24 protein-coding genes, 1 tRNA gene and 1 pseudogene are annotated in these 25,869 nt (G+C 35.8%); 6 read left to right on the forward strand and 20 right to left on the reverse strand.

The genetic code is table 11. The features are described from left to right. The 3 genes from LA20249_RS07500 to kduD form a co-directional block, all read right to left on the reverse strand. The gene (locus LA20249_RS07500) at positions 1–750 is read right to left on the reverse strand and encodes a sugar phosphate isomerase/epimerase family protein (RefSeq protein ID WP_057737215.1); all 750 of its coding nucleotides are present in this window, start codon (positions 748–750) and stop codon (positions 1–3) included. Between the two features lie 22 nt (positions 751–772). After that, on the reverse strand, positions 773–1,030 hold the full coding sequence (locus LA20249_RS07505; protein WP_057737217.1) for a hypothetical protein: 258 nt from the start codon (positions 1,028–1,030) through the stop codon (positions 773–775). A 272-nt stretch (positions 1,031–1,302) separates the two neighbouring features. Further along, positions 1,303–2,130: a 2-dehydro-3-deoxy-D-gluconate 5-dehydrogenase KduD gene (gene kduD / locus LA20249_RS07510; protein WP_057737219.1), complete on the reverse strand. Its 828-nt coding sequence runs from the start codon at positions 2,128–2,130 to the stop codon at positions 1,303–1,305. A 170-nt stretch (positions 2,131–2,300) separates the two neighbouring features. Here kduD and LA20249_RS07515 point away from each other — a divergent pair, with 170 nt between their 5' ends. Beyond that, positions 2,301–3,056: an IclR family transcriptional regulator gene (locus LA20249_RS07515; RefSeq protein ID WP_057737221.1), complete on the forward strand. Its 756-nt coding sequence runs from the start codon at positions 2,301–2,303 to the stop codon at positions 3,054–3,056. A gap of 126 nt (positions 3,057–3,182) precedes the next feature. Here LA20249_RS07515 and rlmH read toward each other — a convergent pair whose 3' ends face one another. From rlmH to yycF, 7 genes are all read right to left on the reverse strand, one after another. Continuing rightward, the gene (gene rlmH / locus LA20249_RS07520; RefSeq protein WP_057737223.1) at positions 3,183–3,662 is read right to left on the reverse strand and encodes a 23S rRNA (pseudouridine(1915)-N(3))-methyltransferase RlmH; all 480 of its coding nucleotides are present in this window, start codon (positions 3,660–3,662) and stop codon (positions 3,183–3,185) included. Positions 3,663–4,054: 392 nt separating this feature from the next. Continuing rightward, entirely contained in the window at positions 4,055–5,437 is a 1,383-nt protein-coding gene (locus LA20249_RS07525; RefSeq protein WP_057737225.1) for a S1C family serine protease, read from the reverse strand. Positions 5,438–5,529: 92 nt separating this feature from the next. Next, positions 5,530–6,336: an MBL fold metallo-hydrolase gene (locus tag LA20249_RS07530; RefSeq protein ID WP_057737227.1), complete on the reverse strand. Its 807-nt coding sequence runs from the start codon at positions 6,334–6,336 to the stop codon at positions 5,530–5,532. Continuing rightward, positions 6,326–7,141, reverse strand: a complete 816-nt coding sequence (locus tag LA20249_RS07535) for a two-component system regulatory protein YycI (protein WP_057737229.1) — start codon at positions 7,139–7,141, stop codon at positions 6,326–6,328. The genes LA20249_RS07530 and LA20249_RS07535 overlap by 11 nt, the downstream gene beginning before the upstream one ends. Further along, on the reverse strand, positions 7,142–8,458 hold the full coding sequence (locus LA20249_RS07540; protein ID WP_057737232.1) for a YycH family regulatory protein: 1,317 nt from the start codon (positions 8,456–8,458) through the stop codon (positions 7,142–7,144). Beyond that, complete coding sequence (walK, locus tag LA20249_RS07545) at positions 8,448–10,343, reverse strand: cell wall metabolism sensor histidine kinase WalK (RefSeq protein ID WP_057737234.1); 1,896 nt, start codon at positions 10,341–10,343, stop codon at positions 8,448–8,450. The genes LA20249_RS07540 and walK overlap by 11 nt, the downstream gene beginning before the upstream one ends. Positions 10,344–10,568: 225 nt before the next feature. Continuing rightward, complete coding sequence (gene yycF / locus LA20249_RS07550; RefSeq protein WP_057737236.1) at positions 10,569–11,270, reverse strand: response regulator YycF; 702 nt, start codon at positions 11,268–11,270, stop codon at positions 10,569–10,571. Positions 11,271–11,448: 178 nt separating this feature from the next. Between yycF and LA20249_RS07555 the strand changes: the two genes are divergently transcribed. Then, a tRNA-Lys gene (locus tag LA20249_RS07555) sits at positions 11,449–11,521 on the forward strand. 136 nt (positions 11,522–11,657) lie between these two features. Here the strand turns inward: LA20249_RS07555 and LA20249_RS07560 are convergent. Then, positions 11,658–13,307 carry an SWIM zinc finger family protein gene (locus LA20249_RS07560; protein WP_057737238.1) on the reverse strand — a complete coding sequence of 550 codons (1,650 nt, stop codon included), beginning with the start codon at positions 13,305–13,307 and terminating at the stop codon, positions 11,658–11,660. Positions 13,308–13,411: 104 nt separating this feature from the next. Between LA20249_RS07560 and LA20249_RS07565 the strand changes: the two genes are divergently transcribed. After that, positions 13,412–14,560 carry an ArgE/DapE family deacylase gene (locus tag LA20249_RS07565; protein WP_057737239.1) on the forward strand — a complete coding sequence of 383 codons (1,149 nt, stop codon included), beginning with the start codon at positions 13,412–13,414 and terminating at the stop codon, positions 14,558–14,560. Positions 14,561–14,671: 111 nt separating this feature from the next. Beyond that, positions 14,672–14,968, forward strand: a complete 297-nt coding sequence (locus LA20249_RS07570; RefSeq protein WP_057737241.1) for a hypothetical protein — start codon at positions 14,672–14,674, stop codon at positions 14,966–14,968. Positions 14,969–15,100: 132 nt separating this feature from the next. Here LA20249_RS07570 and LA20249_RS07575 read toward each other — a convergent pair whose 3' ends face one another. Further along, positions 15,101–15,739, reverse strand: coding sequence for an NAD(P)H-binding protein (locus LA20249_RS07575; protein WP_057737243.1), 639 nt, complete (start codon positions 15,737–15,739; stop codon positions 15,101–15,103). A 14-nt stretch (positions 15,740–15,753) separates the two neighbouring features. Next, the gene (locus LA20249_RS07580; RefSeq protein WP_057737245.1) at positions 15,754–16,497 is read right to left on the reverse strand and encodes an SDR family oxidoreductase; all 744 of its coding nucleotides are present in this window, start codon (positions 16,495–16,497) and stop codon (positions 15,754–15,756) included. Between the two features lie 155 nt (positions 16,498–16,652). Between LA20249_RS07580 and LA20249_RS07585 the strand changes: the two genes are divergently transcribed. Beyond that, on the forward strand, positions 16,653–17,552 hold the full coding sequence (locus LA20249_RS07585) for a LysR family transcriptional regulator (protein ID WP_057737247.1): 900 nt from the start codon (positions 16,653–16,655) through the stop codon (positions 17,550–17,552). Between the two features lie 43 nt (positions 17,553–17,595). Here LA20249_RS07585 and LA20249_RS07590 read toward each other — a convergent pair whose 3' ends face one another. Further along, positions 17,596–18,846 (reverse strand): acetate/propionate family kinase, encoded by a 1,251-nt coding sequence (locus LA20249_RS07590; RefSeq protein ID WP_057737249.1) that lies wholly within the window; start codon positions 18,844–18,846, stop codon positions 17,596–17,598. A gap of 293 nt (positions 18,847–19,139) precedes the next feature. Beyond that, the gene (locus LA20249_RS07595; protein WP_057737251.1) at positions 19,140–19,553 is read right to left on the reverse strand and encodes a winged helix-turn-helix transcriptional regulator; all 414 of its coding nucleotides are present in this window, start codon (positions 19,551–19,553) and stop codon (positions 19,140–19,142) included. A gap of 106 nt (positions 19,554–19,659) precedes the next feature. On the opposite strand from LA20249_RS07595, the gene LA20249_RS07600 reads away from it, so the two are divergent. Next, on the forward strand, positions 19,660–20,835 hold the full coding sequence (locus LA20249_RS07600) for an NADH-dependent flavin oxidoreductase (RefSeq protein WP_057737253.1): 1,176 nt from the start codon (positions 19,660–19,662) through the stop codon (positions 20,833–20,835). An 83-nt stretch (positions 20,836–20,918) separates the two neighbouring features. Here the strand turns inward: LA20249_RS07600 and LA20249_RS07605 are convergent. The 5 genes and pseudogenes from LA20249_RS07605 to LA20249_RS07625 all read right to left on the reverse strand — a co-directional run bounded on the left by LA20249_RS07605 (position 20,919) and on the right by LA20249_RS07625 (position 25,689). Continuing rightward, positions 20,919–22,137 (reverse strand): annotated as a pseudogene (locus tag LA20249_RS07605) (MFS transporter). Between the two features lie 18 nt (positions 22,138–22,155). Further along, positions 22,156–23,022, reverse strand: coding sequence for a shikimate dehydrogenase (gene aroE, locus LA20249_RS07610; RefSeq protein WP_057737255.1), 867 nt, complete (start codon positions 23,020–23,022; stop codon positions 22,156–22,158). Positions 23,023–23,025: 3 nt separating this feature from the next. After that, on the reverse strand, positions 23,026–23,919 hold the full coding sequence (locus tag LA20249_RS07615; RefSeq protein WP_057737257.1) for a shikimate dehydrogenase: 894 nt from the start codon (positions 23,917–23,919) through the stop codon (positions 23,026–23,028). Between the two features lie 59 nt (positions 23,920–23,978). Beyond that, complete coding sequence (locus tag LA20249_RS07620; RefSeq protein WP_057737259.1) at positions 23,979–24,818, reverse strand: SDR family NAD(P)-dependent oxidoreductase; 840 nt, start codon at positions 24,816–24,818, stop codon at positions 23,979–23,981. A 19-nt stretch (positions 24,819–24,837) separates the two neighbouring features. Beyond that, complete coding sequence (locus LA20249_RS07625) at positions 24,838–25,689, reverse strand: sugar phosphate isomerase/epimerase family protein (RefSeq protein WP_057737261.1); 852 nt, start codon at positions 25,687–25,689, stop codon at positions 24,838–24,840. Positions 25,690–25,869 lie beyond the last annotated feature (180 nt).

The raw sequence follows: 25,869 nt of genomic DNA on the forward strand, positions 1-25,869 counted from the left end.
TTATGCACCTACCTCATTGTTCAATAATTTCATTTGAGAAAGAACTTGTTCATCATCCTTCATTGGAAATTCAAGAGCATATGATTGATCAATCGGCAATATTTTGATTAATTTCTTCCAATCAAACATTCCCTTGTTCAAATCATCTGACGTAATTAATTTTCCATTATCGTCAATTACATTCTTCAAATGAATGTAATGAGTATATGGTGTGAGCTCTCTTGCCGCCACTTCAGCATTACCATTAGTAAATGCCCAATTTCCCAAATCATAAACATATCCTAAACTTGTTAATCCAACTTTTCTTGCAGCTGCTAAAAAGGTTTCAATTGATTTCGCATTTCCAGAAACCGAAGTCTGGTCATTTTCAATATTCAATTGAATCTGATCTAAAGGTAACTTGCCTAATTCTGATCTTAAGTCCCCTGTAAATTTATCAAAATGTCCCACATTAAATTTAATCTTTTTCAATCCTAAAATTTTACCTTCATCAAAATATTGTTGCATTTTAGGATTTACTGAACCATCATCTTCAAAAATAACATCAGGAACACTATAATTAACCAACAAATTACTCTTTTTAGCTCTTTCTGCTACTTCTGATAATTCTTTATTTATATCTCTAAAATATTCTCTACGTACTTCAACACCGTCGGCTCCCAATTTAGCAACGCGGTCTACCAAATCAGCCTGTTTTGCTCCTTTTTTCCAATCGTTTTCAAAAATCAAAGTATTTAAGACAAGAGTCATAATTATTTCCTCCATATAATTTTTAATATTTATTCATTTTTTTAACACGTTCCATTAATTGTGGAAATGTCATATCTTCAAAATGTGTTTCTGTATTACTGTCAAAGTTCTTATTTTCAACAGTATTAAATTCTTCTACCAAATAGTATGCCGTTAGATAATTTAATAAATATTTCTTTGCTTCTGATACTGTTTGACTCTTATCCGAGTTCGGTATAACTGAAGCACTTGCAAAACCTAAAGCAAATTTTTCTGGATTAACAAATGTTCGATCTTTCATATGTATTCCCCCATTCGTTTGTAAGCCTTTTCACAACTATATGGTAAACGATTACCTAAAATATTTCAATAGCTTTTTATAAAAAGTAAATATAAATACGTTGAGATACCAATAATAATAAAATTCAGTTATTTATTTTTAGGAAAACGATTTCCCTTACCTTATATTGAATATAAGCTAAAAGAGGTTCAAAAATAGTTTTCCATTTTTGAACCTCTTTTTAATCAGTATCTATAATATTCTAAGAGTAAATATGTCTACCTAAAATTTGATTAACGAACTAAATAACCACCATCAACTGGAACAATTGCACCATTGATATATGCGGCAGCATCACTTGCTAAGAAGACTGCTGGTCCCATCAATTCATAAGGTTCTGCCCAGTGGCCCATTGGAATTCTGCCTAAGATTTCGTCGTTACGTGACTTGTCGGCACGAATAGGAGCTGTGTTTTCTGTCTTGATGTATCCAGGAGCAATTGCATTGACTGTGACATTGTATGCACCCATTTCTGAAGCAAAGGCTTTTGTCAATCCAGCAACACCATGTTTTGAAGCTGTGTATGAAGGAATGAATTTACCACCTTGGAATGAAAGCATTGAACCAATGTTGATAATTCTTCCTGATTTTTGCTTTGCGAAGACTTTGCATGCTTCAAGTGACATATGATATACGGCACTCAAGTTGATACTAATAACTTTGTCCCAATCTTCATCTTTTGATTCTAGTAATGGATTACGTTTGATCATTCCGGCATTGTTTACCAAAATATCAATGCGTCCCATCTTAGAAACTACTTCATCAATAACTTTCTTTGGTGTATCTGAGGCTGTTAAGTCACAGTCCATAAATTCAACTTTACGACCTAAGCTTTCGATCAATTCACGGGTATTATCCCATTCCTTCTTACCAAAAGTTGGAATAAAGATATCAGCACCGGCTCTTGCCATAGCAATTGCATAGCCTTGACCTAATCCAGTATTACCACCTGTGATAACGGCAACTTTACCTTTTAGGCTAAATTTATCCATATTGAAGTTATTCTTTAGTTCTTCCTCATGTTGACGAATTTCTTCAGCACTCTCATGAATTTCTGACATTGAAAAATCCTCCTAGAATTGTTTGTTTATATTTCTTAATAAGAAACACTATTTCTTATTTACAATTAGAGTTTAATATATCTCAAAACTCATTGCAAGCCCTTTCACGGTGTTTTTTTTTATTTTTTGGTATAAAATTGAATAAGATTATGTTGAAAAGAGGTTTCGTAATGACTGAGAAACGCTTATATGGCACAGTTTTACTGAAAGCCAAGGAAATATTAGATTTTATCGCTAACTCAAAAACAGCACCCGGATTAAAAGAAATAAGTCAAAATGTGGACATTTCTAAGCCAACTATTTTAAAAATTCTCCAAACATTAGAATATTGCGGTTATGTCAGATCTTTGGGCACGGTCAAACAATATTATTTGGGAACTATTTTTATTAAATATGGCAATGAATCTACTCAAAGCTTTAATTTAGTCAAAATAGCAATGCCATTTCTTAACAAGCTACGTGATCAAACTACCGAAGCTATTAACTTAGGAATTGTAGAAAATGACAAAGTTGTTTTACTAGATCGGGCTAAGAGTACTAACAGTATTCACTTCGATTTAGAGCTTGGTGGAACGATGGACATGTATTCATCAGCGATGGGCAAGGCTATTTTGTCCTATTACTCTGAACAAAAAATTGATAGCTACCTAGATAAAACAGTCCTGACACCGCTTACTAAAAACACCCTAGTGACTCGCCAAGATTTAATGGCTGATCTTTCTACAAACAAAGCCAGAGGCTATGCAATTGACGACATTGAAAATCAGGATGGTGTCTATTGTGTTGGTTTCCCGCTAGTTAAAGATGGACAAATCTTTGGCGGATTTAGTATCAGTGCTCCGGTCTTTCGTATCAACGAGGATACTGTTAAAAATTGGATTGAATTAGGTACAAATACTAAAAACCAAATTCTTGCACAATTCTAAAAACAACAAAATAAGCCAGTGCGACAACCATCAAGAGTGATTGCTACACTGGCTTATTTACATGGAGAAATTTTTAAAAAAATAAAGGGTTCTTAACTAATCAATTTCAATCACGCCTACCGTAATTTACTTATGATATGTTCGATGATTAATAATCATGAATGAACGATAAATTTGTTCTGTCAACACTAAACGCATCAGTTGATGTGGCAAAGTGAATTTACCAAAACAAATACTAAAATCGGCTCTTTTCATAACTTCTGGACTGACACCAAGTGATCCTCCGATGATAAAAGTAATATCACTAGTCCCATATGTGGATAAGTCATCAATTTTTTTAGCCATTTGTTCAGAAGTCAATTCTTTACCACGTAAATCAAGTAAAATGACATATTCCTTATCTTTGATTTTGCTTAATATTCGTTCTCCTTCAATTTGTTTTACTTTCTCATCTTGTGCTTCACTCAAATTTTCAGGGGCTTTTTCATCGGGACATTCAACGATTTTAAACTTACAAAAAGCTCCTAAACGCTTGGCATACTCGGCTATTCCTGCTTTAAAATATTTCTCTTTTAATTTCCCTACTGTAACCATTTTAATATTCATAATAAAATTCTCCTCAATTAATTATCATACGTAATAATCCCAAAATTGCCAAATAATTTCGATAATTCCGAATTATCATGACAATTCACTTTTACACCGAAAAATAAACGTTTGGATAGATCTGTGTAACAGCTCTTAACTGTACTAAATTAGGAAATATATACGTTTAGTAATTTTTGTCATTAAAGTTATTAACAGCTGTGGGTAATTCTGTGGAAAACTTTTCTACAACGTCATAGTCATTTTTTCCCTACTTATGCACAAGTTATGAACACTTGTGGAAAAGTCCTGTTGATTAAGCTTTATTTTTCCCGAAGAAAATATCTTATTTTCAGAAAATTGTTCAAAAAAAGACGTGAAACCACTATTACTTGGTTTCAACGTCTTATTTGTTAATCTGAAGTTTTCTTAGTTAGATGTACACTTGCTGTCTTCAAACTACCATTACGATAATATTGAACGTTCACAGTATCACCAATTGCGTGTGAGTACAAAGCGGTATGCAAGTCGGCAACTGAGGTTACTTTCTTATTACCTAACTTGACGATAACATCATACTTCTTCAATCCAGCTGCCTTAGCAACCGAACCACTAGTTGTACTATAGACAACTACACCCTTAGTAACATTACTTGGTAATTTCAAACTAGATTGTGAATCATCCGTAATTTGGTCAAGATCCAAGACTCGAATGCCTAATGATGGTCTCTCAACTTTACCATTTTCAACTAATTGATTGATGATCTTCACTACTTCATTACTTGGAATAGCAAAGCCCATTCCTTCAACCGATGAACCGTCAGTACTTGAAGCTAATTTCATCGAATTGATACCAACAATTTGTCCAGCAGCATTAACTAATGGACCACCAGAGTTACCAGGATTGATAGCTGCATCAGTTTGGAGAACTGTTGCTTCGCCTGTAGCTTGTCCAGTATTTTGATCCTGAGTCGTCACAGTTCTATTTGTAGCAGAAATGATACCTTGTGTAACTGTCGTAGCGTACTCGCTTCCTAATGGCGAACCAATGGCAATTACCGGGTCACCAGGAGAAACGTTGTCAGAATTGCCAAATGATACCGTAGCAGGCACTTTACTGCCATCTATCTCCAAAACAGCTAAGTCAGTCGTTGAATCGGTTCCGACAAGTTTAGCAGAAACCTTTGTACCATCTTCCAAAATGATTTCCAATGAATCTGAGCCAGAAACAACATGGTTATTCGTTACGATATAACCCTTACCATTTTGTTTAGCATAAATCACACCAGAACCTTCACTATATTCTTGCAAATCACTGCTGTTAGAAGAACTCGACGAACTTGAATTGGAATCGGAGCTTGAATCTGATGAATTGCTATCAGACTGTGAATCCTCCGAAGAACCACTATCGCTACTGCCACTGTCGTCGCCAAAGAGGTCACCGAAGATGGATGAGATATCCCCATCACTCGATTGTTCTTTTTGCTTTTGCAGATTGATTACAGAAACAACTGCACCATTAACTTTTTTATATGCGCCCGACATTGAACTCGACGTATTAACTTTCGTATTGCTGACTTGCGTAGTCCCCGCAGATCCCGTCGATGAGGACTCGGAAGAATTGTTACCTACTCCGAAATAAGTGAAACCAGCAAAGGCTATTACAACGCCTAATGCGGCGGAAATAAAGGCTACAATTCCTATCTTAAGTAAAGAATTATTGCCCGACTTCTTAGGTGAACTGCGCTTACTTTCTTCTACTCTTGATTCAGATTTGTCGTTTTTGTCATTATTCATTTGTAATGTCCACTTCCCCATATTTTCTGTCTATTATATTAACTTTAAATTATGAAAAAATTATGAACTACTTATGATTTATTTATTAAAGCCTACAAAGCAATCAGCGGATCAGCTACAGCTGGGTCCGTATCGTGAATTTTAAAGTCATGTCCAACCGCAAAATCATGATCCTCTAAGACTTGTGTAACCTCAGTCCGAGCCACTTTTTTAGTATTATTCTCATGGCTCAAATGACCTAAGTAAATCTGTTTAGTATTGTTACCGATCACGTCCATTAGAGTATGGGCTCCGTCTTCATTAGACAAGTGACCCTTCTCACTCAATATTCGCTGTTTCAAAGGCCAAGGATAAAATCCTTCACGTAACATTTCTACATCGTGGTTACATTCCAATAAATATCCATCGGCATTTTCAATTGTCTTTTGAACCCGATCAGAGACATAACCAGTATCGGTTAAAATCACGAACTCCTTGCCATTATGATAAAATTTGTAAAATTGTGGATCTGCCGCATCATGCGAAACGGCAAAACTTTCAATATCTAAATCGTCCAAGGACATAATTTTATTATGTTCAAAAACATTTATCTCATCTTCTGGAACTTTACCAATCTTAGGTAGCATAGCTTCCCAAGTTTTTTCATTGGCATATACGTTTAGATTGTAACGTCTAGCTAAAATACCGACACCTTTACTGTGATCAGTATGCTCATGCGTTACAAACAAAGAATCGACTGTATTGATATCTTTACCGATACTCTCCATTGCCTCTTTAATTTTTTTACCTGACAATCCAGCATCAACTAACACATGATGCTTAGGTGTCTCAATATAAGTGGCATTGCCAGAACTGCTGCTAGCAAGTACACTAACTTTCAAACTATCATCATTGGGCATTATAATTGCTATCTCCATTTGTTGAATTCTTTATAATATTGCCCGTAAAGGCATTAACCTTCTTAATGGAACTGACTTTACTATCTTTATTTTTAATTGTTACGAACCAAACTGGAATATAAATCGTACTATCCTTAGCAACTAACAATTTTGTATAAGCTAAATTAGCATATGAAATTTTAGAATTATTGGGAATTTCAGAATTGGCATAAAGATTGGTAATAACGTCTTTTTCACTCTTAATTGCTTGTCTTTCGTGCAAAATAATCATTGATCTAACATGTGTCTGAGTATAACTAACTACTCGACCGCTCTCAATTGTAAAGGTCAATTGATTAGTTTTATCATACACTTCGCCTAAAGGTCCAGTTCCAACATACACCATTTGGGAACTAGTTGATAATTGTGGTGCATATTTGTAATCTTTTCCAAATAAAACATTAGATTCTTTCTTTATAAACTTATCCATCACTTTCTGTCGATCAGATGTGGTAACAGAAATTGAACTATTCAAACTACTAGTAATCTTATGATTCTCTTCATCATATTGAACCTCTTGATTACGTAATTTATTAACGTTTTGAGCCAAAGAATCATCTGGTTGCGAGCCTAAATAATAAGCATTTCCACCCTTAGTATCTAACGTACCAAAACTGATATTACGTTTTCGCATCTCGGTAACCGTTGATATGTTGGTACTAGTGCTGCTGACCAACTGTTGGCTGTTTCGAAAGGACAAGAACAAAAAGATATCCAGTGAGAAAAAAACTATTAAGAAAATAACTTCGATTCTTCTAAAGTCCATCTATTTATCCTCCGCAGTATCGTTTGTCCAATCGCTATATGGTTTCCAATGACCGTCAATCTTAATGTAGTACGTTGGTTTCAAATCAACCACCTTTTCGTTATCAGTCTCACTTTCCCATTGATAAGCTACTTCGATATTTTGAACATCATTTGGCGAATAACCAACTTTTTCCAAACCTTTGAAAATGTCGTTAGTTGATTTCAACTTAGTTGCTGCTTGATCAGATGGAACTGGAACTTCTAGCACTTTGTTCAAGAAGTTCTCAGTGCTGCCTTTACGACTAAAGTTAATTCGAATTGAACCAAAGTGACTCTTCTTAAAGATTGGAAAACCTTCTACATACTCCCTAAAGACTAAGTCTTTGTCGCCCCAATTAGCACTGTACAAGCGTAAATTGGAAATCGAATTCTGTAGATTGACGACTTTTTGATAACCTCGTTGTAAAAAGGCTAACTTAGTCTTAGGAACTGAGGTATCGGTATAGTCCTCAAACGATAATTCTCCCGAATTATGATCCGAAACCAATCGTTTGGATTCGCCATAATTATACGTATAGACCCCATTGTCTTCTGAAGTAACCAATCCATTGGTATTGGAATCAAATAAAGCTGTTGTATATTCGCCATCTTCTTTGCTGCTGATAACGTACGAATAGGTCTTTAAACTAACCGGATTCGTAAAGAACGTAAAGACACCATGTTTCATGATATTCAAACGGATCTTTAATTTGATATTAGCCTTTTTAATCAGTTTAGTAATTGGTGCAGATGTAGCATTCCTGACTGGGGCTTTGTAAACTGCATAGTTACTATCATTGGCTAAATAAATATTCTTATCATTTTTATCTTTCAAATTAATTAAAATCCGGTTGAAAGAATATGATTTATCATTACGCAAACTATTATTGTTTAACAGATAACCCAAAATACTCGTTGAAACTGAACTTGGATACACTAATTGTAAAACATCCTTTGACTGAATGATTTTCTGATAGTAAGCGCCATCTTTCTTAGAAACTAATCTGGGACTGTCAATTTTCCAATCTTTCATGACCTTTTGAATGCTTAAAGCAATATTATCATTGCTATTGTAAATTAAATTCTGTCCCGAATCGCCATGCCAAATGACTGAAGTAGGACTAATTACTTGGTTAATAGGAATCTCATTCTTATTTGCCTGTGTTGATGATGTAACGTCAATGTTGCGACCACGTTGATAGCGGGCCGTATTGGTCCAAATAAAGAAGGACAGGACGATACTCATTATAACGGCAATGACTAATAACACCTGAATGATCAATCGACTAAACTTCATCCCATTCTCCTCCTGTCTCGTTAGGGTCAAATGGTAAGGAGATATAGAATGTTGATCCCTTACCTTCAGCACTGTTTACCCAGATTCTACCTTTATGTTGCTCAACAATTTCCTTAGAGATAGATAATCCAAGACCAGTACCGCCTTGTTTTCTAGAGCGTGCTTTATCAACACGGTAGAAACGTTCGAAGACTTTCTTGATATCCTTTCTTGGAATACCAAGACCTTCATCAGAAATACTAATAATAATATGTTTATTAGTTTCCAATAATCGACAAGTAATCACACCACCATCGGGTGAATACTTGATTGCGTTATTGATTATGTTATCCATAACTTGCGTCATTTTATCAGTATCAATTTCAACCCACAAGTCTTTGCTAGTAAAGATTCGTTTGATTCGATAATTCTTTTCAATCTTCGAACCATTCTCTTTAGCATCAGTCTTCTCTTTTTTAAGCATCATATCGAAACGATCCAGAATATAAGAGAAGAATTCATTGAAATTGACCAATTCCTTATCCAACTTAGAACGACCTTGATCCATTCGAGACAAGCTTAAAAGATCTTTGATCATTCGAATCATTCGATCTGTTTCTTCGGCCGTAACGCCTAAGAATTGTGGAGCAAGCTTTTGATCCTTCCAAGCACCATTATTTAAAGCGTCAATATAACTACTGATACTTGTCAAAGGTGTTCTCAATTCATGAGAAACATTGGAAACAAACTGGCGACGTTCGCTATCAATTTTTTGTTGTTCCGTGACATCATGCAAAACGCAAACCATACCACTAATGAAGCCACTGTTCCTTTGAATCAAAGAGAAATCTGCGTTTAAAATTAAAGAGTTGTCATCATTAACGTCATAATCTTCACTGGAATCGTTGGTTTCAATGACCATTGGATCAGGATTTTCTAACAGTTCATCAAAACTAACTCGATCCTTGACTCCTAAGACATCAACTAGTGGTTGACCAATAGCTTCATCTTCATCTTTTTCCAAAAACTCTTGTGCCATTTCGTTGATTACCGTTATGTTACCCAAACGATTCGTCGCTATAACGCCATCAGACATTTGTGTCAAAACGCTATCCAGCCTTCGTCGTTCTGACTCTGAGTTCTCAGTAGCCTCTTCGACTTTGACAGATAAATCATTGACAGCCATTGCTAATTGACCCAATTCATCCGGTGAATAAACTCGAACTTGTCCAGAATAATCTCCTTCGGCCATTCGAACAGCTTGTTGCTTCATTTCATCAATCGGTCGCGTAATGGCTCGAGAAATGAAAATTGCAATTATCGCTCCCAACAATCCTGCAACTAGTGACGCGGTTAAAAAAATTAGGATAATATTGTTGATCCCAGTATAAACTGATTCCATACTAGCTCGAACATAAATTGCACCTACTACGGTACTATTATCTGGCGAGGTAACTGGCGAGATGGACTCGTAAGAACTTCCATTATTCTTTTCATAATAGATCTGAGTGATTCGTTTACCAGTTCGAATACTTTGTTTGATATTATCTTTCAAAGTCTGTGTACCAATAATATTGTTTCCCTCAGAGTCCTTGGCTCCAACGATAATTCCACTACGATCTATTACTTGAACATCGGTAATATCAGTACTGACTCTTGAATAGTCTTGAATCGCGTTACTAATATTATCTCGTGTATGTTGATCATTATCCATCAGATTTTCTGAAATCTGATTCAAAGTGTAAGCTGGTACAACAACCGAGTTTTCAAAATTAGCAACATTTTGATCCTCCAGTTGACGCACAAAATATGCCCCAATAATTTCAATTGTGACAATAAGAATCAGGATAAAAGATAATCCGATTTTGAAATTTATTGAATGTAACAAAGCAAATCTATTTTTCAAAATTCTTCCACCTAAACAATACAGACTTAATTACATTATACAGCTAAGCAAGTGAGATAAAACAGGTTTGACCTTTAGCGTTTAAAATAAATATCCGTGATAAACCCTTTTTCGATTTACCACGGATATTTATTTTCAGTGAAGTAAAATCATACTTTATTCCACTATTATTTTTAATTTTTAATGATGAAATTCCCAATTTAACTTGAAAATTATTGAAAACTTCTATTCCCCATCAGGATCTCGCAAATAATAACCAACTCCACGTCTGGTCATCAACCACTCTGGTTGACTAGGATTATTTTCAATTTTTTCACGTAATCTTCTAACAGTAACATCGACTGTTCTTACGTCCCCAAAATAATCATAACCCCAAACCGTTTGAAGTAAGTGTTCACGTTTCATCACTTGACCTATATGTTGAGCTAAGTAATGCAACAATTCAAATTCACGATGTGTTAATTCAATTTCTTTTCCATTTTTCGTTACAGTATATGCATCGGGAAGAATGGTTAAATCACCGATTTTAATTTCGCTACTCTTCTTATCATCATTTTGCATATGGCTTTGTGATCTGAGACGTGCTTTAACACGAGCTACCAATTCCCTATTAGAGAATGGCTTTGTGACATAGTCGTCAGCCCCTAATTCTAGGCCGATAACCTTATCAATTTCAGTATCTTTAGCCGTTAACATAATAATTGGAGTATCTTTAGTTTTTCTGATAGTTCTAGCTACTTCAAGACCATCAATAACTGGAAGCATTAAATCAAGTAGAATTAAATCAGGATTATCCTCATCCACTTTATCCAAAGCTTCTTGTCCATCAAAAGCAGTTATGACTTCGTAGCCTTCATTTTCCAAATTATATTTAACAATATCGGAAATTGGTTTTTCATCATCTACTACTAGAATTTTTTTAGCCATTTTATATCTCCTTGACGTGATTATTATACTAGTTATTTCCCATTAAAACAAAATCAACATAAACTCACCTTAAATTTTTTCAATTTTTTTGAAAAAAATACTTGTCATTAATTTGGAGCTTATGGTATGATATATCTCGTTGGTTGAGAGGGAAACATTTCAATCAACCAAGATACATGGGTGGTTAGCTCAGCTGGCAGAGCAACGGACTCTTAATCCGTGGGTCTGGGGTTCGATCCCCCAACCACCCATCAGCGATTCTCGCTTAACCGATTATGATGAAAATCATGATCGGTTTTTTAGTGTCCTTTTTTAATGAATAACAGTTTTTCTTACTGCAACTGCATATGCTAACACTAATATATTATCAATGACAATAGTTGAAATTTAATACTCAGTCCTAAAAGCTTTCAATTCATCCATCATTGCAGGTCTTCTGGCGTATTTTTCTTGCCATTCCTTTACTATTTTAGAAGCCTCTACTAGTCCATCGGGATATGACAGCATGCGATTCAAAATTCTTACTATCTTTTTATAATACTTTCTATTACCTGTCTCTTGAGCCATTTTTTGAACAATATTCGTGTAGACCGATAGCAATTGTTTCGAATATTTGGGTTTTAAAACTTTTTCATACTCTTCCAATGAATAAATATTTTCATTTTCCATGACAAATTTCAACAGACGATCATACATTTTATCCGCTAAATATAATTTATCTACCTGAGCATATTTTGGTAATCTCTTAAAAATCTTTTCCCGTTCAATTTCCCACTGCTCGGGTGTATATTGTTGTTTCAATTCTTGATATATCTCAACATCCCCTACACTGTATTCAGTTTCTAACAACCACAATTCATTGAGGTAGTCATCGTTTAATTCCATTTTTTGATATAGATTCTTTAACTTTTTACTATATTGAAAAGTCAATCCTTGATAATCGTCTTTTTGTGAATCAATCTTACCTTGTTTTAAAACTTCTATAGCAGCTGTGTAATCCTGTTGTTCGATACAAAAATTTGCATAAAGAAATTTCACCCTACTAGAATCGAGATTATCCAAATAAAATTTTCTCATCTTATCCTTTGGAAACTTCAATCTTTTCATTAGATCAACATAAATATCGACCCACTTATCGAGAATAAAATCACCATACGAACCAATCGATTTACGTGCCTGTTTAATTTTTTTAGAAGTAAATTTTAATTTTTCTTTTAAAAAATTATCCTCATTAAAGTTATTAGCAAAAGTTTCTTCAACTAAATCTTCTAAAATATCATTTTCATCATCTAAAACTGTACAACACCACTGATACATTTCTTTTTTTAAATCATCAGATGCTTGTTTGATTATATCTTTCCAAATATCTTCAGTTTCAGAGAGTATCATTATTATTTCGCCATCAGAATCGTCTATATCCAATTCACTAACTTTTAATAATAGGTGACTAATCGTTTTCCAGGCCTCTTTTAATTGACCGTTCGTAACCAATTCACTTATATCATCATCAATCAATTTAAGTATTTCTTGTCCGAAATAAGTTGCTGAATAATAGTCGATGAATCCATTTTTGTCCAAATATGATCCAATGATGGCATCAATTACATCACAATAGTCAGGTTCAACTTTCTGTTCTTTGATTGTCTTGATGAATTTATTTAAAAGTCCTTTATCTTGGGCCATTTCATCAATCAAAAAAGTGCGAATTTGTTCGTCACTGACACCGTTCATTAGTTCTTTTACTTGAGCAACCTTCTCCTGTCTTTTCGTCCCAGATTCATACTCTAACTTTTCAAAATCAAATAATACAGCAGCCATGTGCTTACAATTATTTCCTGCTAATGCGTAGGGGCAAGCACAAGTCGCTTCCATAAGGCGTCCATTTTTTAAAGTGATTTTCACACTATAAATATTGGTTCCATCGACCTCAGCTGTTATCCGATTTCCATTTGATTTAAGATTTTTAACTGCACCTCTTCGAAAATAATCGTATCCTCGATCTAAAATCTTTGATTTAAACAATTTTTCCCATGTCATAATTTATCCCTTTCACAAATATCAATTGGTTTTGGAGTTTTATTTTGTAAATCATAACAGATATGGTTAATCTGAGTATAGATAATTATTGGAGGGAATAAAATATGAATTTTTTAAATGAAGAAGAACGTTTAGATATTCTTAAAAAATTAATTGCTATTAAATCAGTCAACGATCATGAAAAAGTGGTTGCTACTTACTTACAAAAGTTATTGGCTCAATATGATATTAAGTCAGAAATCAAACCTGTTCATGGCGACCGTGCTAACTTAGTTGCCGAAATTGGATCAGGAAAGCCGGTCTTAGGAATTTCTGGACATATGGACGTCGTAACGCCTGGTAATCCTGACGATTGGGACAGCGACCCCTTTGAAATGACCCAAAGAGATGGGCAGCTCTTCGGTCGTGGCATCACTGATATGAAATCAGGTCTAGCTGCTTTAGTTATCACAATGATTGAATTGCACCACCAAAATTTACCTAAGACAGGAACCATCCGTTTGATGGCTACAATGGGCGAAGAAGTTGGCGAAGTTGGTTCAAGTTATCTTTTAAAAGATGGCTATATGAAAGACGTCGACGGCCTCGTTATCGCTGAGCCATCTGGATACAATATTGGTTACGGCGAAAAAGGTTCGATGGATATCAAATTTATTTCTAAAGGTAAAGCCAGTCACAGTTCTATGCCCGAAAATGGCTTCAACGCTATTGACGCTTTGATGAGTTTACTACTCGACGCCAACAAAATTTTTCGTGACGAAAGCATTCCACAGGATACAATGGGACCATTGATTTTCAACACCACTTTAATCAAAGGCGGAACCCAAATCAATTCAATTCCCGACTACGCCGAATCCGAAGCCAATGTACGGACGATTCCAGAATATAATAATGAAAAAATTGTCACAGAATTAAATCAATTAATGGAAAAGTACAATCAACAAGGTGCTCAAATCAGCACTGATATTTACATGAACGAAAGTCCCGTTCTAATGAGTCCTGACAATTATTTAGTCAAAGCTATCAAGAAATTAATGACACCTTATGCTAAAGAAGATATCAAGATTCGCCCCATTTCTCCCGTTACTGACGCCTCTAATCTAGTCCAAGGTAAACCTAAAGATTTTCCTTTTATCATTGCAGGACCCGGTAACGACACACCTCATCAGATTAACGAGAGTCTCGATAAACAAATGTTTTTAGATTTTATTGATATTTATGAGAAATTGTTTATTGAATTCTTAGAAAAATAGTTTTTACGCATCATATTCAGCGTACGCTGACTAATTCCAATTTTCTTAAATTCTTTGCTTGCCATAAAACCCGTTCGACGGAATATAGTCATGGTGAATCAGGAAAGGTCAGTGAAGAATATGTTTAGTTACATTGAAATAATCAATAATAAATCAGAAGCAGTTTTCAACTACGTTAATTTTGAAATCACCAAGAATATCCTATCCATTAAACCTGTGAAGGGACTACTTTCAGCCACGACCATTAAAATTCCACTTAAGGAAATAACCGATATTCACGACGGCAACTATTATGGTTGGAATCGAATCCAATTTACCTATAATGATAAGAAATATATATTTATTTACAGTGGCTATGGCGAGTTCGATTATCTCAAAGAGAACCTTCTGGCTTCCATCATGGCTTAGATATTCAAAATTGAAAATACCAAAATAAACCTCAACCGTTTAACACGTTGAGGTTTATTTTTTTATATTAAGACTTATTATTGATGGTTCTAAATTTATGGTACCTAGCTTACTTTTCCGCGAGTATATTCTTTAGTAAAAGGATGGTTTATCCCATTCTGTATTTGGTTCTACAACCCCAATACTTTCTGCTTTATACAAGGCTGGATCTTCAACTATGTCAGTGATCAATCTAGCGATAGCTTGGCGAGTTACCTGTGTCCCCTTCATTGGTTCACCTTGAGGAACAATTTGATACTTTAAATTATTATCTTGATTGTATAACCAACTCATTCTCAAGAAAGTGTAATCCAGGCCACTGTTATCAATTACTGCTGCGGCCTTTTTTATTCCTGTGTAATCGCCCATCATCTTTGCATTCCATTGTCCGAACTTACCGGCTACTTCGTCATAAATTCCTAAGCCACCAGCAACGATTAATCTACTAACTTGATTCTTTTTCATCGCTGAAACAACATTCTCGTTGGCTTCAATAAAATGTCCGGTAGCTAGGTAAACGATGTCCTGACCAGAGATACTCTTATCTAAATCAGCTTGATTATTCCAGTTGCCATCAATCAAAGTAATTCGCGGATTATCTTGATATTCTGTTAGTCTTTGGGTAGCTCTTCTAGCAAAAAGCGTCAATTCTGAGTCCGTTTCGCTCAATAACATTGGAATTAAATATTTGGAAATATTACTTGTTGCACCTAATAAAATTATTTTTGGCATAATTTCTCCCTTTATTAGCTTTGTTTTGTTGGATAAATAGTAAATTCATTAACATTGACATCTTCTGGTTGGTCGATTGCAAAGTTAACCACACGGGCAATCGCATCAGGTGTAATTCCCACAGCTTGATAAAACTTGTCCATTCTCTGTTTCGAATTATCATCAGTAATGTGCTTCAATAGTTCAGTATTAATGGCTGCTGGATACAAAGTAGCAGTTCTAATATTAGTTTTTTCTTGAGCACTTTCCATTCGGATTACTTCCATTAAGTCTCTGACAGCAAATTTAGTTGCTCCATAAACACCAGAACCAATTGATCCTTTGAGTCCGGCAACGGAAGAAGTAGTAACGATTTGACCATGTTTTTGTGCGGTGAAATCTGGCATTACTGCGGCTACACCATTGAGAACACCTTTCAAATTAACATCAACCATTCTGTTCCAATCTGCTACTTTTAATTCACTAACTGGTGAAGTCAACATGATTCCAGCATTGTTGAAGATGACGTCGATAGCACCAAATTTTGATTTAGCCAATTCTACTAGTGCCTTCAAATCTTCTGGCTTTGTAACGTCAGTAGCCTTGTAAGTTGATTCACCACCAGCGTCATTAATTTCTTGACTAATCTTTTGTAAACGTTCTTCACGTCTTGCACCTAAAACGACCTTAGCTCCATTACTTGCTAACAATTTAGCAGTTGCCGCTCCAATACCTGATGATGCTCCTGTAATTACAACTACTTTATTTTTAACTGACATATCAATGTCCTCCTAGTTATTCTTCTTGTTTAAAACATCCATTCGTTCTTGATTACAAATACCAGTATACGAGGATCTGTGGAAATGAGAAGAATCCAATAATTGATATGGTATCAACTAAAGGTTTATACTATTAAAAAGGAGTGATTCGGATTATGGATATCTCACAATTACAAACATTTATCAGGGTTAGTACTTATGGTAGTTTTACCAAGGCAGGCGAAGAGAGTTTTATTTCTGGGACGGCGGTAATGAAGCAAATTAACCGATTAGAGAGTGAATTAAACTTAAAACTTTTTGTTCGAACCGCTACCGGAACTAAGTTAACTCCCGAGGGTCAAAAGTTCTTGCCTTACGTTCAACAAATCTTGAGTCTCTTGGACACGGCGATTGACGAGACTCGAAAGGTCGGATTATTGGGGCAAAATATTATCACTGTTGGAACCTCTATCCTGCACCCTGCTGATCCTTTTATGGAAATCTGGAAAAAAATAACTGCCCAAATGTCAGATTTTCAAATCCGCATTGTGCAGTTACAAGAAGATCTTCACTCCAGTAACAGAGAATATGCTATGTTAGGTAAACAGTGTGATTTAATAGTAGGAACTTTTGATAATACTACTTTGAAACAGTCCTTTCGGGCATTGCCTCTAGGACAATATAATTTCGGTATCGCTGTTCGAAGTGATAATCCTTTAGCAAAATTAAGTAAAATCACTTTCAAAGACTTGATCAATCAGACTCTTATTAGCGTTCCTCTGGGTATCAGTGAAAAAAACGATCAATTACGAAAGATTATTGCCAGAGATTTTCCTCAAATAAATATCTCTGAGACTAATGGTCGCTACGATATGAATACTTTTAATCAAGCTGTTGAAGAAAATATTGCCCTTATCACTTTGACTCCTTGGAAAAGAATCCATCCCAATCTGGTTTCCATTCCTTTGGATACGAAGGTTACTGTTCCTTACGGAATCTTGACGACTAAGTTTCCTGGCAGTAATGTGGAAAGATTTTTGGTTGAATTCTCTAAGATTTATAAATCTTTAAAGTAACTAATATAGGAGAACGGGACATAACATAGTCAACGTTTAAATATTAATACAAATAAGCCATACCAGCAGCTTCAATTTCATCATCAGTATCTTGTTCAGAATCCTGATCGCCAGTTAAACGAACAACGTCTTTTAGAATCATCAACTCTTCATTAGTAGGTACGACTAAAACTTCAGCGGAGGATTGTTTAGAACTGATCCGGTGAATCCCCGTACCACTTTCATTTGCTTGTTCATCAATTCTAATACCTAAGTAACTAAAGTGTTCCATAATCTTAGCTCTGATTTCGGCATTCCTAGCTCCAGTTCCAGCGGTAAAGATTATAGCATCAACACCATTCAATAGAGAAATATAAGAACCGATATACTTAACAATTCGATTGACATAAATTTGAATAGCTAACTCTGATCTTGAGTTAGTCTCTCTGGTTGAAATCAAATCACGTAAATCAGGGGAAACACCAGAAATACCTAATAAGCCAGACTTATTATTTAAAATGTCGACCATTTCGTCTACATCTTTTATATTGAGTTTCTTCATCAAATAAGCTACTAATGATGGGTCAATATCACCAGCACGAGAGCTCATTGTCAAACCAGACTCCGGCGTGAAGCCCATTGAAGTATCGACTGATTTGCCACCATCAATTGCATCAATCGAAGCGCCACTACCTAAATGACAGGAGATGATCTTTAAATCTTCAATTGGTTTGTGGAGAAATTCCGCAGCCTTTTGGGAGACGTAACGGTGACTGATTCCTTGGGCGCCAAACTTTCTAGCCCCATATTTTTCATAATACTCGTACGGAATACTATAGAGATAATTTACTGGTTTCATTGTTTGATGAAACGAAGTATCAAATGCTGCAACTTGGGTTACTCCCGGCAACAGTTTTTCAAAAGCCTTGATTCCCGCCACTTGACTAGGGTTGTGCAATGGTGCAAGTTCTGAAAGATCACTTATTTGTTGAATGACTTGAGGAGTCACTACCACTGAGTCTTTGAAAATAGTTCCTCCCGCTACGATTCTATGACCTACACGAGAAATTTCATCGTAACTCTCAATTGCCCTTGACGAAATCAACATCTGCAAAGTTTCCTGAACAGCTGCTTCATGAGTCAGGATTGCTTCATCCTTACGAATTTTTTTACCATTATATTTAAGTTCAAAAACAGAATTTGATTGACCTAAACGATCGACCATTCCCTCAGCAACGATTTCTTCATCAGGCAAATTATACAATTTCCACTTAAAAGTTGAACTACCTGAATTTACAATTAATACTTTCGACATTTATACCACCAACCTACTACAAAATGATAAATACATTTCAGTTTTAATTAAAAAACAATATGAACATATAATTATGATTGTTCCTTGTTCACTTCTTAATATATTATCTTTTGAAAACGATGTCAAGGATTGGAACGTACCACATAATTTTGTGGTTGGTGTCAATGTTAGAACGACACGACTTTAGTCTATTTTTAGATCAATAAATTTATCTAAAACATTTTTTCTGTCTATTAAACCCAAAGAAAAAAAGTATCCTCAATTATGAAGATACCTTATATATTGAATTCTTATTATTCAGCTGTCTGTTTTACGCCACTTTGTGAATCATCAATCTTTAAATATCCACGATAATTATCATTAGAGAAAGAAATTTCTTGACTACCTTGATTCAATTTTTTTGCGTGTTCCTCGCCCCAAATTGACATATCTATCAAAACTCTACGCAAACTCTTCCCCTCATCAGTCAAAGAATATTCAACATGTAACGGCAAGCCCGGATAACTGTCACGCCTTACTACGCCATCACTAATTAACTCTTTCAATTGTTGCGTCAGAACTTTTTGACTGATTCCTGGCATTTTACGCATCAATTCACCATTTCTTTGAGATTTCTCTCCCAAATGGCAAAGAATCAACGACTTCCACTTGCCATTAATAACTGACAGAGTTAGATCCATACTCATATGATAATTTTTTTCTACCATAATTAGCCTCTTTCAAACTTATAGTTACTAAAAAGTGCGTACTATGATTCTAGCATATACGCTTTTACAATTGATTTATTGAAACTTATTAAGTGAGGTATTATTTATGGCTACTAAATATAACTTTTTGAAACCTTATACATTCAAAAATGGAACTACAGTTAAGAATCGGATTGTTATTCCGCCAATGACTGAGGCTGCTGCACTAGAAAATGGTGCCGTTTCCCAAGACGAATTGAAATATTTTGACATACATACTGGTGGAGCTGGAATGTTCATCACTCCCGTACTGAATGTTTCTAACGATGGAAAGGGATTTGAAGGCGAACCTTCTGTTGCTAACGACAAATTCATGCCTGGTTTGATCAAATTAGCTCATACTATGAAGCAAAATGGTACCAAAGCTATTATGCAAATTTTTGATGCTGGTAGAATGTCCAATTCTAAAATTCTGCGTGGCACACAACCTGTTTCCGCTAGTCCTGTTGCTGCTTTGCGTCCCAATGCTGAAACTCCCCGCGAATTGACCGAAGATGAAATTGAACAAATTATTGAAGATTTCGGTCAAGCAACTCGTCGCGCTATTCAAGCTGGTTTTGATGGGATTGAGTTGCATGGTGCTAATACTTATTTAATGCAACAATTCTTCTCACCTCATTCTAACCGTCGCAACGACAAATGGGGTGGCAGTCTTGAAAACAGAATGCGTTTTGCATTAGAAATTATCAAGCGGGTTCAAAAATCTGTTGACGAATATGCCGATGACAAATTTATCGTGGGTTACCGTATTTCTCCTGAGGAAATTGAGGAACCCGGTATTCGCTTAGATGATACTTTGAAATTCATTGATGTCTTGGCTGATCAACCAATCGACTATTTGCACATTTCCATGGGTTACGCTTGGAGAACCTCTTTGAATGATAAATCTGATGACGAACCAATCATTTTAAAAATCAAGCAAACTGTCAATAATCGTCTACCATTAATATCTGTCGGTTCGATCGAGAAACCGGCTGACGCTGAAAAGGTAATCGACGCTGGAATTGATTTTGCTGCTATCGGTCGTGAATCCATTCGTGAACCAAATTGGGTTCAAAAAGTGGAATTAGGTCAAGAGGATTCCATTCACTATCAACTCTCACCAACGGAACTAGACTCTTTAGGAATCAATTCTGCTTTCCTAGACTTTTTGAATTCGATGAACGCTGACTTACACTGGGTCGATAAGAAAGAAGCTAAAGATAATTTCGACAAGGAAATTGGTGGCGTTGAAGGTAACTAATTTTATTTTTAAGCACTAAAAAAGTCGATGTGACGACTATCCTTGATAGTTGTTGTATCGACTTTTTTATATACAATAATTGTCTAATTTTCAACGTTTACAGTGGGTACTTCACTTTTCACCCGTTCATGACGTTTCACAACCAGAGCCAATCCGATTCCTATAATTGTAATAATAACATTTAACAAAATAATCATTCTAGGGGCATCAGCTCCAGTTATTTTAGTCAAATAAGCAGCTACTGACAAGACTGCATAATTAGCAGTACTTGAGGCAATCATAACCAAAGATGTAGCTAGACCCTTACTCTCAGGAAAGAAACTAATTGTCGTTGAAGTTGCCAGTTGCAAGACACCACCGGCAGCAGCATAGCCTATCACGAAACTTCCTACGTAAAGGATTATCGGACTTGTGATGAAATAACATAATAACGGAAATACATGGGTAAATAACTAAAACCGTCGTTTCCTTTAATCCTAAGTGAATCAAACGAGCTGTCAATAACACAGCCACCGTAGCACCTACAGCATAAAACGACTGTAATAAACTAGGATTCTTGACTCCGTAGCTGGCACCAAGCTCTTGGTTACAATTCAACCAGATCATAAAAGTTGTTGAGCTAGTGAAACCAATTAGAATCGAAGCGATCGCTGCTGTGGAGAAATGATGTTTACCCGTTGATTTACTTTTTTCTTTAGCAGCAACTTTTTCCTGCTTGGGAAACGGTAAGAACATTACTAAAACTGCATCCAGCAACATTAAAATCCCACAGCCGATAAAAATCACTTTATAAGACAAATATGCGCTGGCTACCAAACCAATTACAAATGGTAACAAAAATTGTGCTACCGTAATTGCAAATTTAGTAAACAAATTAGCAATAGAAGCTGACTTGGGGAATATTTCCATCACGCTTGGAGAAATACAAGTATCCAAAAATGAATTGGCAGCTCCATTGACGATTCCCATGGCATAAGCAATCCACAGTTGATGAACTGAAATCACCCCAAAGAAGAATACTACATATAAAAGAATTCCTATTAACCCACTGACTCTACGTCCTACCTTATCTGAGATAGGTCCAGCAAACGGATAAGCTAATAATCGTCCTAATCCGTATGCGGCAATTACTGAAACCACCATAGAAACATCGATGGCTCCATTGGACAAAGTTGAAGCTCCCCAAGCTTTTGCAAACTCAGTTTTATATTGTCCCATGATTGATAATGCAATTCCTAAAATAAAATAAGCAAAATATAGAGCAAAAGCAGTTGGGTAATACTTTTTCTGATCATTTACCATTTTACTTCCTCCATTTAATTAGAAGAACAGTTTCTTAACATCATCTACTGGCATATTTTCTCCAGTATAAAGTTTAAAAGCCGATGCACCTTGTTGAACAAGCATCCCTTTTCCACCAATAATTTGACTGCCATGTTCTTTAGCATCTTTTAACATCTTGGTTAAAGCTGGACTGTAAACTGTATCGGTAACCACTAAATCAGGACGAAAGACCGAAGTATCTTTGATATTTGTCTGTTCGACATTTGGTGCCATCCCTGCTTTAGTGGCATTAGCCAAGATATTGCTTTGTTCAATTGCCGATTTCAAAGTAGTCTGATCGTTTATATCATCAACAGTCACCCGACAATTGGAAACTTTTGACATGATTTTATCCGCAATCAATTCAGCGTTGTGATAGAAGGCATCCTTAGGATTAAAAATATGAATTTCCTTTACACCATCTAGCGCCATTTGAACAGCAATGGCAGTACTGGCACCACCAGCACCGAGAAGCGTTAAAGTTTTACCTTCCGGCGAAATTCCATGTTGACGAAGATTAATTACATATCCCGCTCCATCAGTGTTATAGCCTGTCAAAACTCCTTCATTATTTACAATTGTATTAACTGCTCCTATCAATTGAGCAGCCGGTGACAAGTGATCAACTAGTTCACTCGCAATTTTTTTGCAAGGCATTGTGATATTAGCTCCGCGCATTTTTAAAACACGCATTTTTTCTAGAGCACTAGCCATCTCATTTTCTTTAATATCAAATGCTAAATAAGCATAATTTATTCCCGCGTTTTCAAAACTATAGTTATACATTGCAGGAGACCCTGAATGTCCAACTGGAGAGCCGAATAAAGCTAACATTGTTGTATGACCATCAATTCTTGCTTCCATGACTTAGCCCTCTTTTACAGTTTTTTTGGCTTGGTGTTTTTCATAAGCTTGATATTCAGCAGTTGGCATTTCTTTACCTGTGAATAATCCATAAGCTGCAGCTCCTTGCCACAATAGCATCCCTTTACCGGGTGCTACCGTACATCCCAAATCTTCTGCATCCTCAATTAGTTTTGTCTTAAGTGGATTATAAACTGTATCTGCCACAACAAGATCTGGACGTAAGTACTTCTTATCTACTAATGATTGACCATCTAATGGCTTCATACCAACGACCGTAGCATTAACGAGAATATCAGCTTGAGAAATTTCTGATTTCAATTTAGCTTGGTCATCAAGAGTATATACATTAACTTTTACCTCTGGCTTAGCTTCTCCTATTTTTTCTTTAGTCTTTTCAGCGTTTTTATAAAATTCGTCGTCACGATTAAAGATTGAAATCTCTTTGGCACCATCCAGAGCACATTGGACTTGTAGAGCCGTGGCAGCGCCGCCAGCACCAAGGACAACCAATTTCTTTCCGGAAACATCCACGCCATTTTCCTTAAGATTCCGAACGAATCCAATTCCATCAGTAATATGTCCTGTCAATTTGCCATTATCATTGACGATAACGTTAATAGCTCCAATAATTTTAGCTGCTGGTGAAAGATCATCAACTAAAGTTGCTGCAACGCTCTTGCATGGCATGGTGACGTTACTGCCACGAACTTTAAATAGCCTTAAGGCATCGATTGCTTGTGGCATCTGCTCTTTTTTAACATCAAAAGCCATATAGGCGTAATCTAAACCTTGCTTCTGAAAACTAAAATTGTACATAGCAGGCGACCCCGAATGACCTACTGGTGAGCCTAGCAATATAAATAAACCAGTTGTTCCTGAAATACGTTTTTCCATAATAAGCACTCCTATAAAAAAGGACCAAGACTTTTCGTCCCAGTCTCTTTTAGTAAATTTTATTTTTTAGCAGGTTGATGATGATCAATGGCATACTGACGACGACCACCTGGTTTAGGAATCATATCTGAGATCATCATATGGATTCCTCCGTCAACCATAACTTCACTACCATTGGTATAATCTGAGCGATCACTGGCCATGAATAAAACTGTATTAGAAATATCAGTTAGATTACCAATTCTCTTGCTAGCAACCAAGCGTTTTCTACCATCTTCAACTTTCTTATCGCTGTAGAAATTCTCTGACAATGGTGTCTTAACCAAACATGGAAGGACACAATTACTACGTAGTCCAAATTGTCCCCATTCGGCAGCCATTTGCTTGGACATCATATTGACAGCGGCTTTAGTTGTACTATAAGCACCACTATATGTTTCTGGAGAAAGCGATGCAGCCGTAGAAATATGAACCAAAGTACCATGTTTTTGCTTAATCATAACTTTACCGAATCTTTGTGACATTAGGAAATAGCCCGTAATATTAACATTCAAAGCTTGTTTCCACTCGTCTAAACGCAAATCTTCCAAAGGTGAGAATCTCAGAATAGCGGCAGTATTGACCAAAACATCCACTTTGCCAAATTTATCGACCACTTTTTTAACAGCTGCATCGACTTCTTTTTCATCTGTCGTATTACATTGAATTGCTAAAGTCTCAACTTCGTATTTTTCAGAAATATCTTTAGCCAATGCTTCGGTCTTATCCTTTAGTAAATCGACTAAGACGATATTGCTGCCTTGCTGTGCAAAATCATTCGAGAATTTAGTCCCCATTCCACCGACAGCACCGGTAATAACAACTACTTTTCCTTTTAAACCTAACCATGTATCACTCATATTTGTACCTCCAACTTAACTAAGCTTTAACTGTTTCTTTTAATATTTCAGGCCAAGCTTCTTCCATAACTTTGACCGTATTCTTATATGTATAATCAGCAACGTAATCAATTCCTTTAGCCATATAAGCGTCGGAAATAACTTCAACCCCAATGACTTTTGGATCAACTCCGGCATCTTTGATCATTTTGACGAATCCAGCTGTATCCAAGTCGCCTGTACCTGGTGCTAAGCGATCATGCATTGATTCATCACGTAAAATTGATTTGGCATATGGTCTAGTATAGGCATCGTCCAATTGAATCGAGATAACGCGTTTAGCTTGTTCCTTGGTCAACATATTGTATGGTTGATCTGCTCTTACCCAATGCCACATGTCCAAAAGCATGTAAACATTGTCGCAATTTGCCTTTTGCATAATTTTCCAAGTCTTGTCTAAATTAGGTAATCCACTGTATGGCATAGGTTCCAATGCAATGATCCACTTACCTGCTCGAGCAGCTAGTTCTTGAAGTTTTTTAGCTGTATAGTCAATCGGATAATCTTCCATCAATCCTGTATTGATATGTTTAACGCCAAACAATTCACACATATGGAAACACATTTGTTCCTTATACTTTTGTTCATAAGTCCGAGGCTCTTCACACCATTGAACAATATATTCAACTTCAGTACATCTGATATTGTATTTAGCCAACATATCCAAAATATCTTGATCTGTTAAACCTTCGTTCAAAGCGTCAACATAGGTTTCGGCACGAAGTCCAATGCCATCGTAACCAGCCTCACTAGCTGCTTTGCAACGTTCTTCGAAACTGCATTTATCTCCTAATGTCCATGAACTAACCGTAATGGGATGTGACTTTGTCATAATTAATTCCTCCAGAAATTGTGGATTTTTTACATGCATGTTCTTTAATTCACATATTTATTTTACGTATTCAATGTAATCGTTTTTGGTGATATCGTCCAATTACTCTTTATCGCTAACATCTATAGCCAAAAGTTATTAATTCTGTTATATTGGCTATGTTAAGCGTTTTCTAAACAT

The sequence above is a fragment of the Companilactobacillus alimentarius DSM 20249 genome, from assembly GCF_002849895.1.
Classification (GTDB): Bacteria; Bacillota; Bacilli; order Lactobacillales; family Lactobacillaceae; genus Companilactobacillus; species Companilactobacillus alimentarius.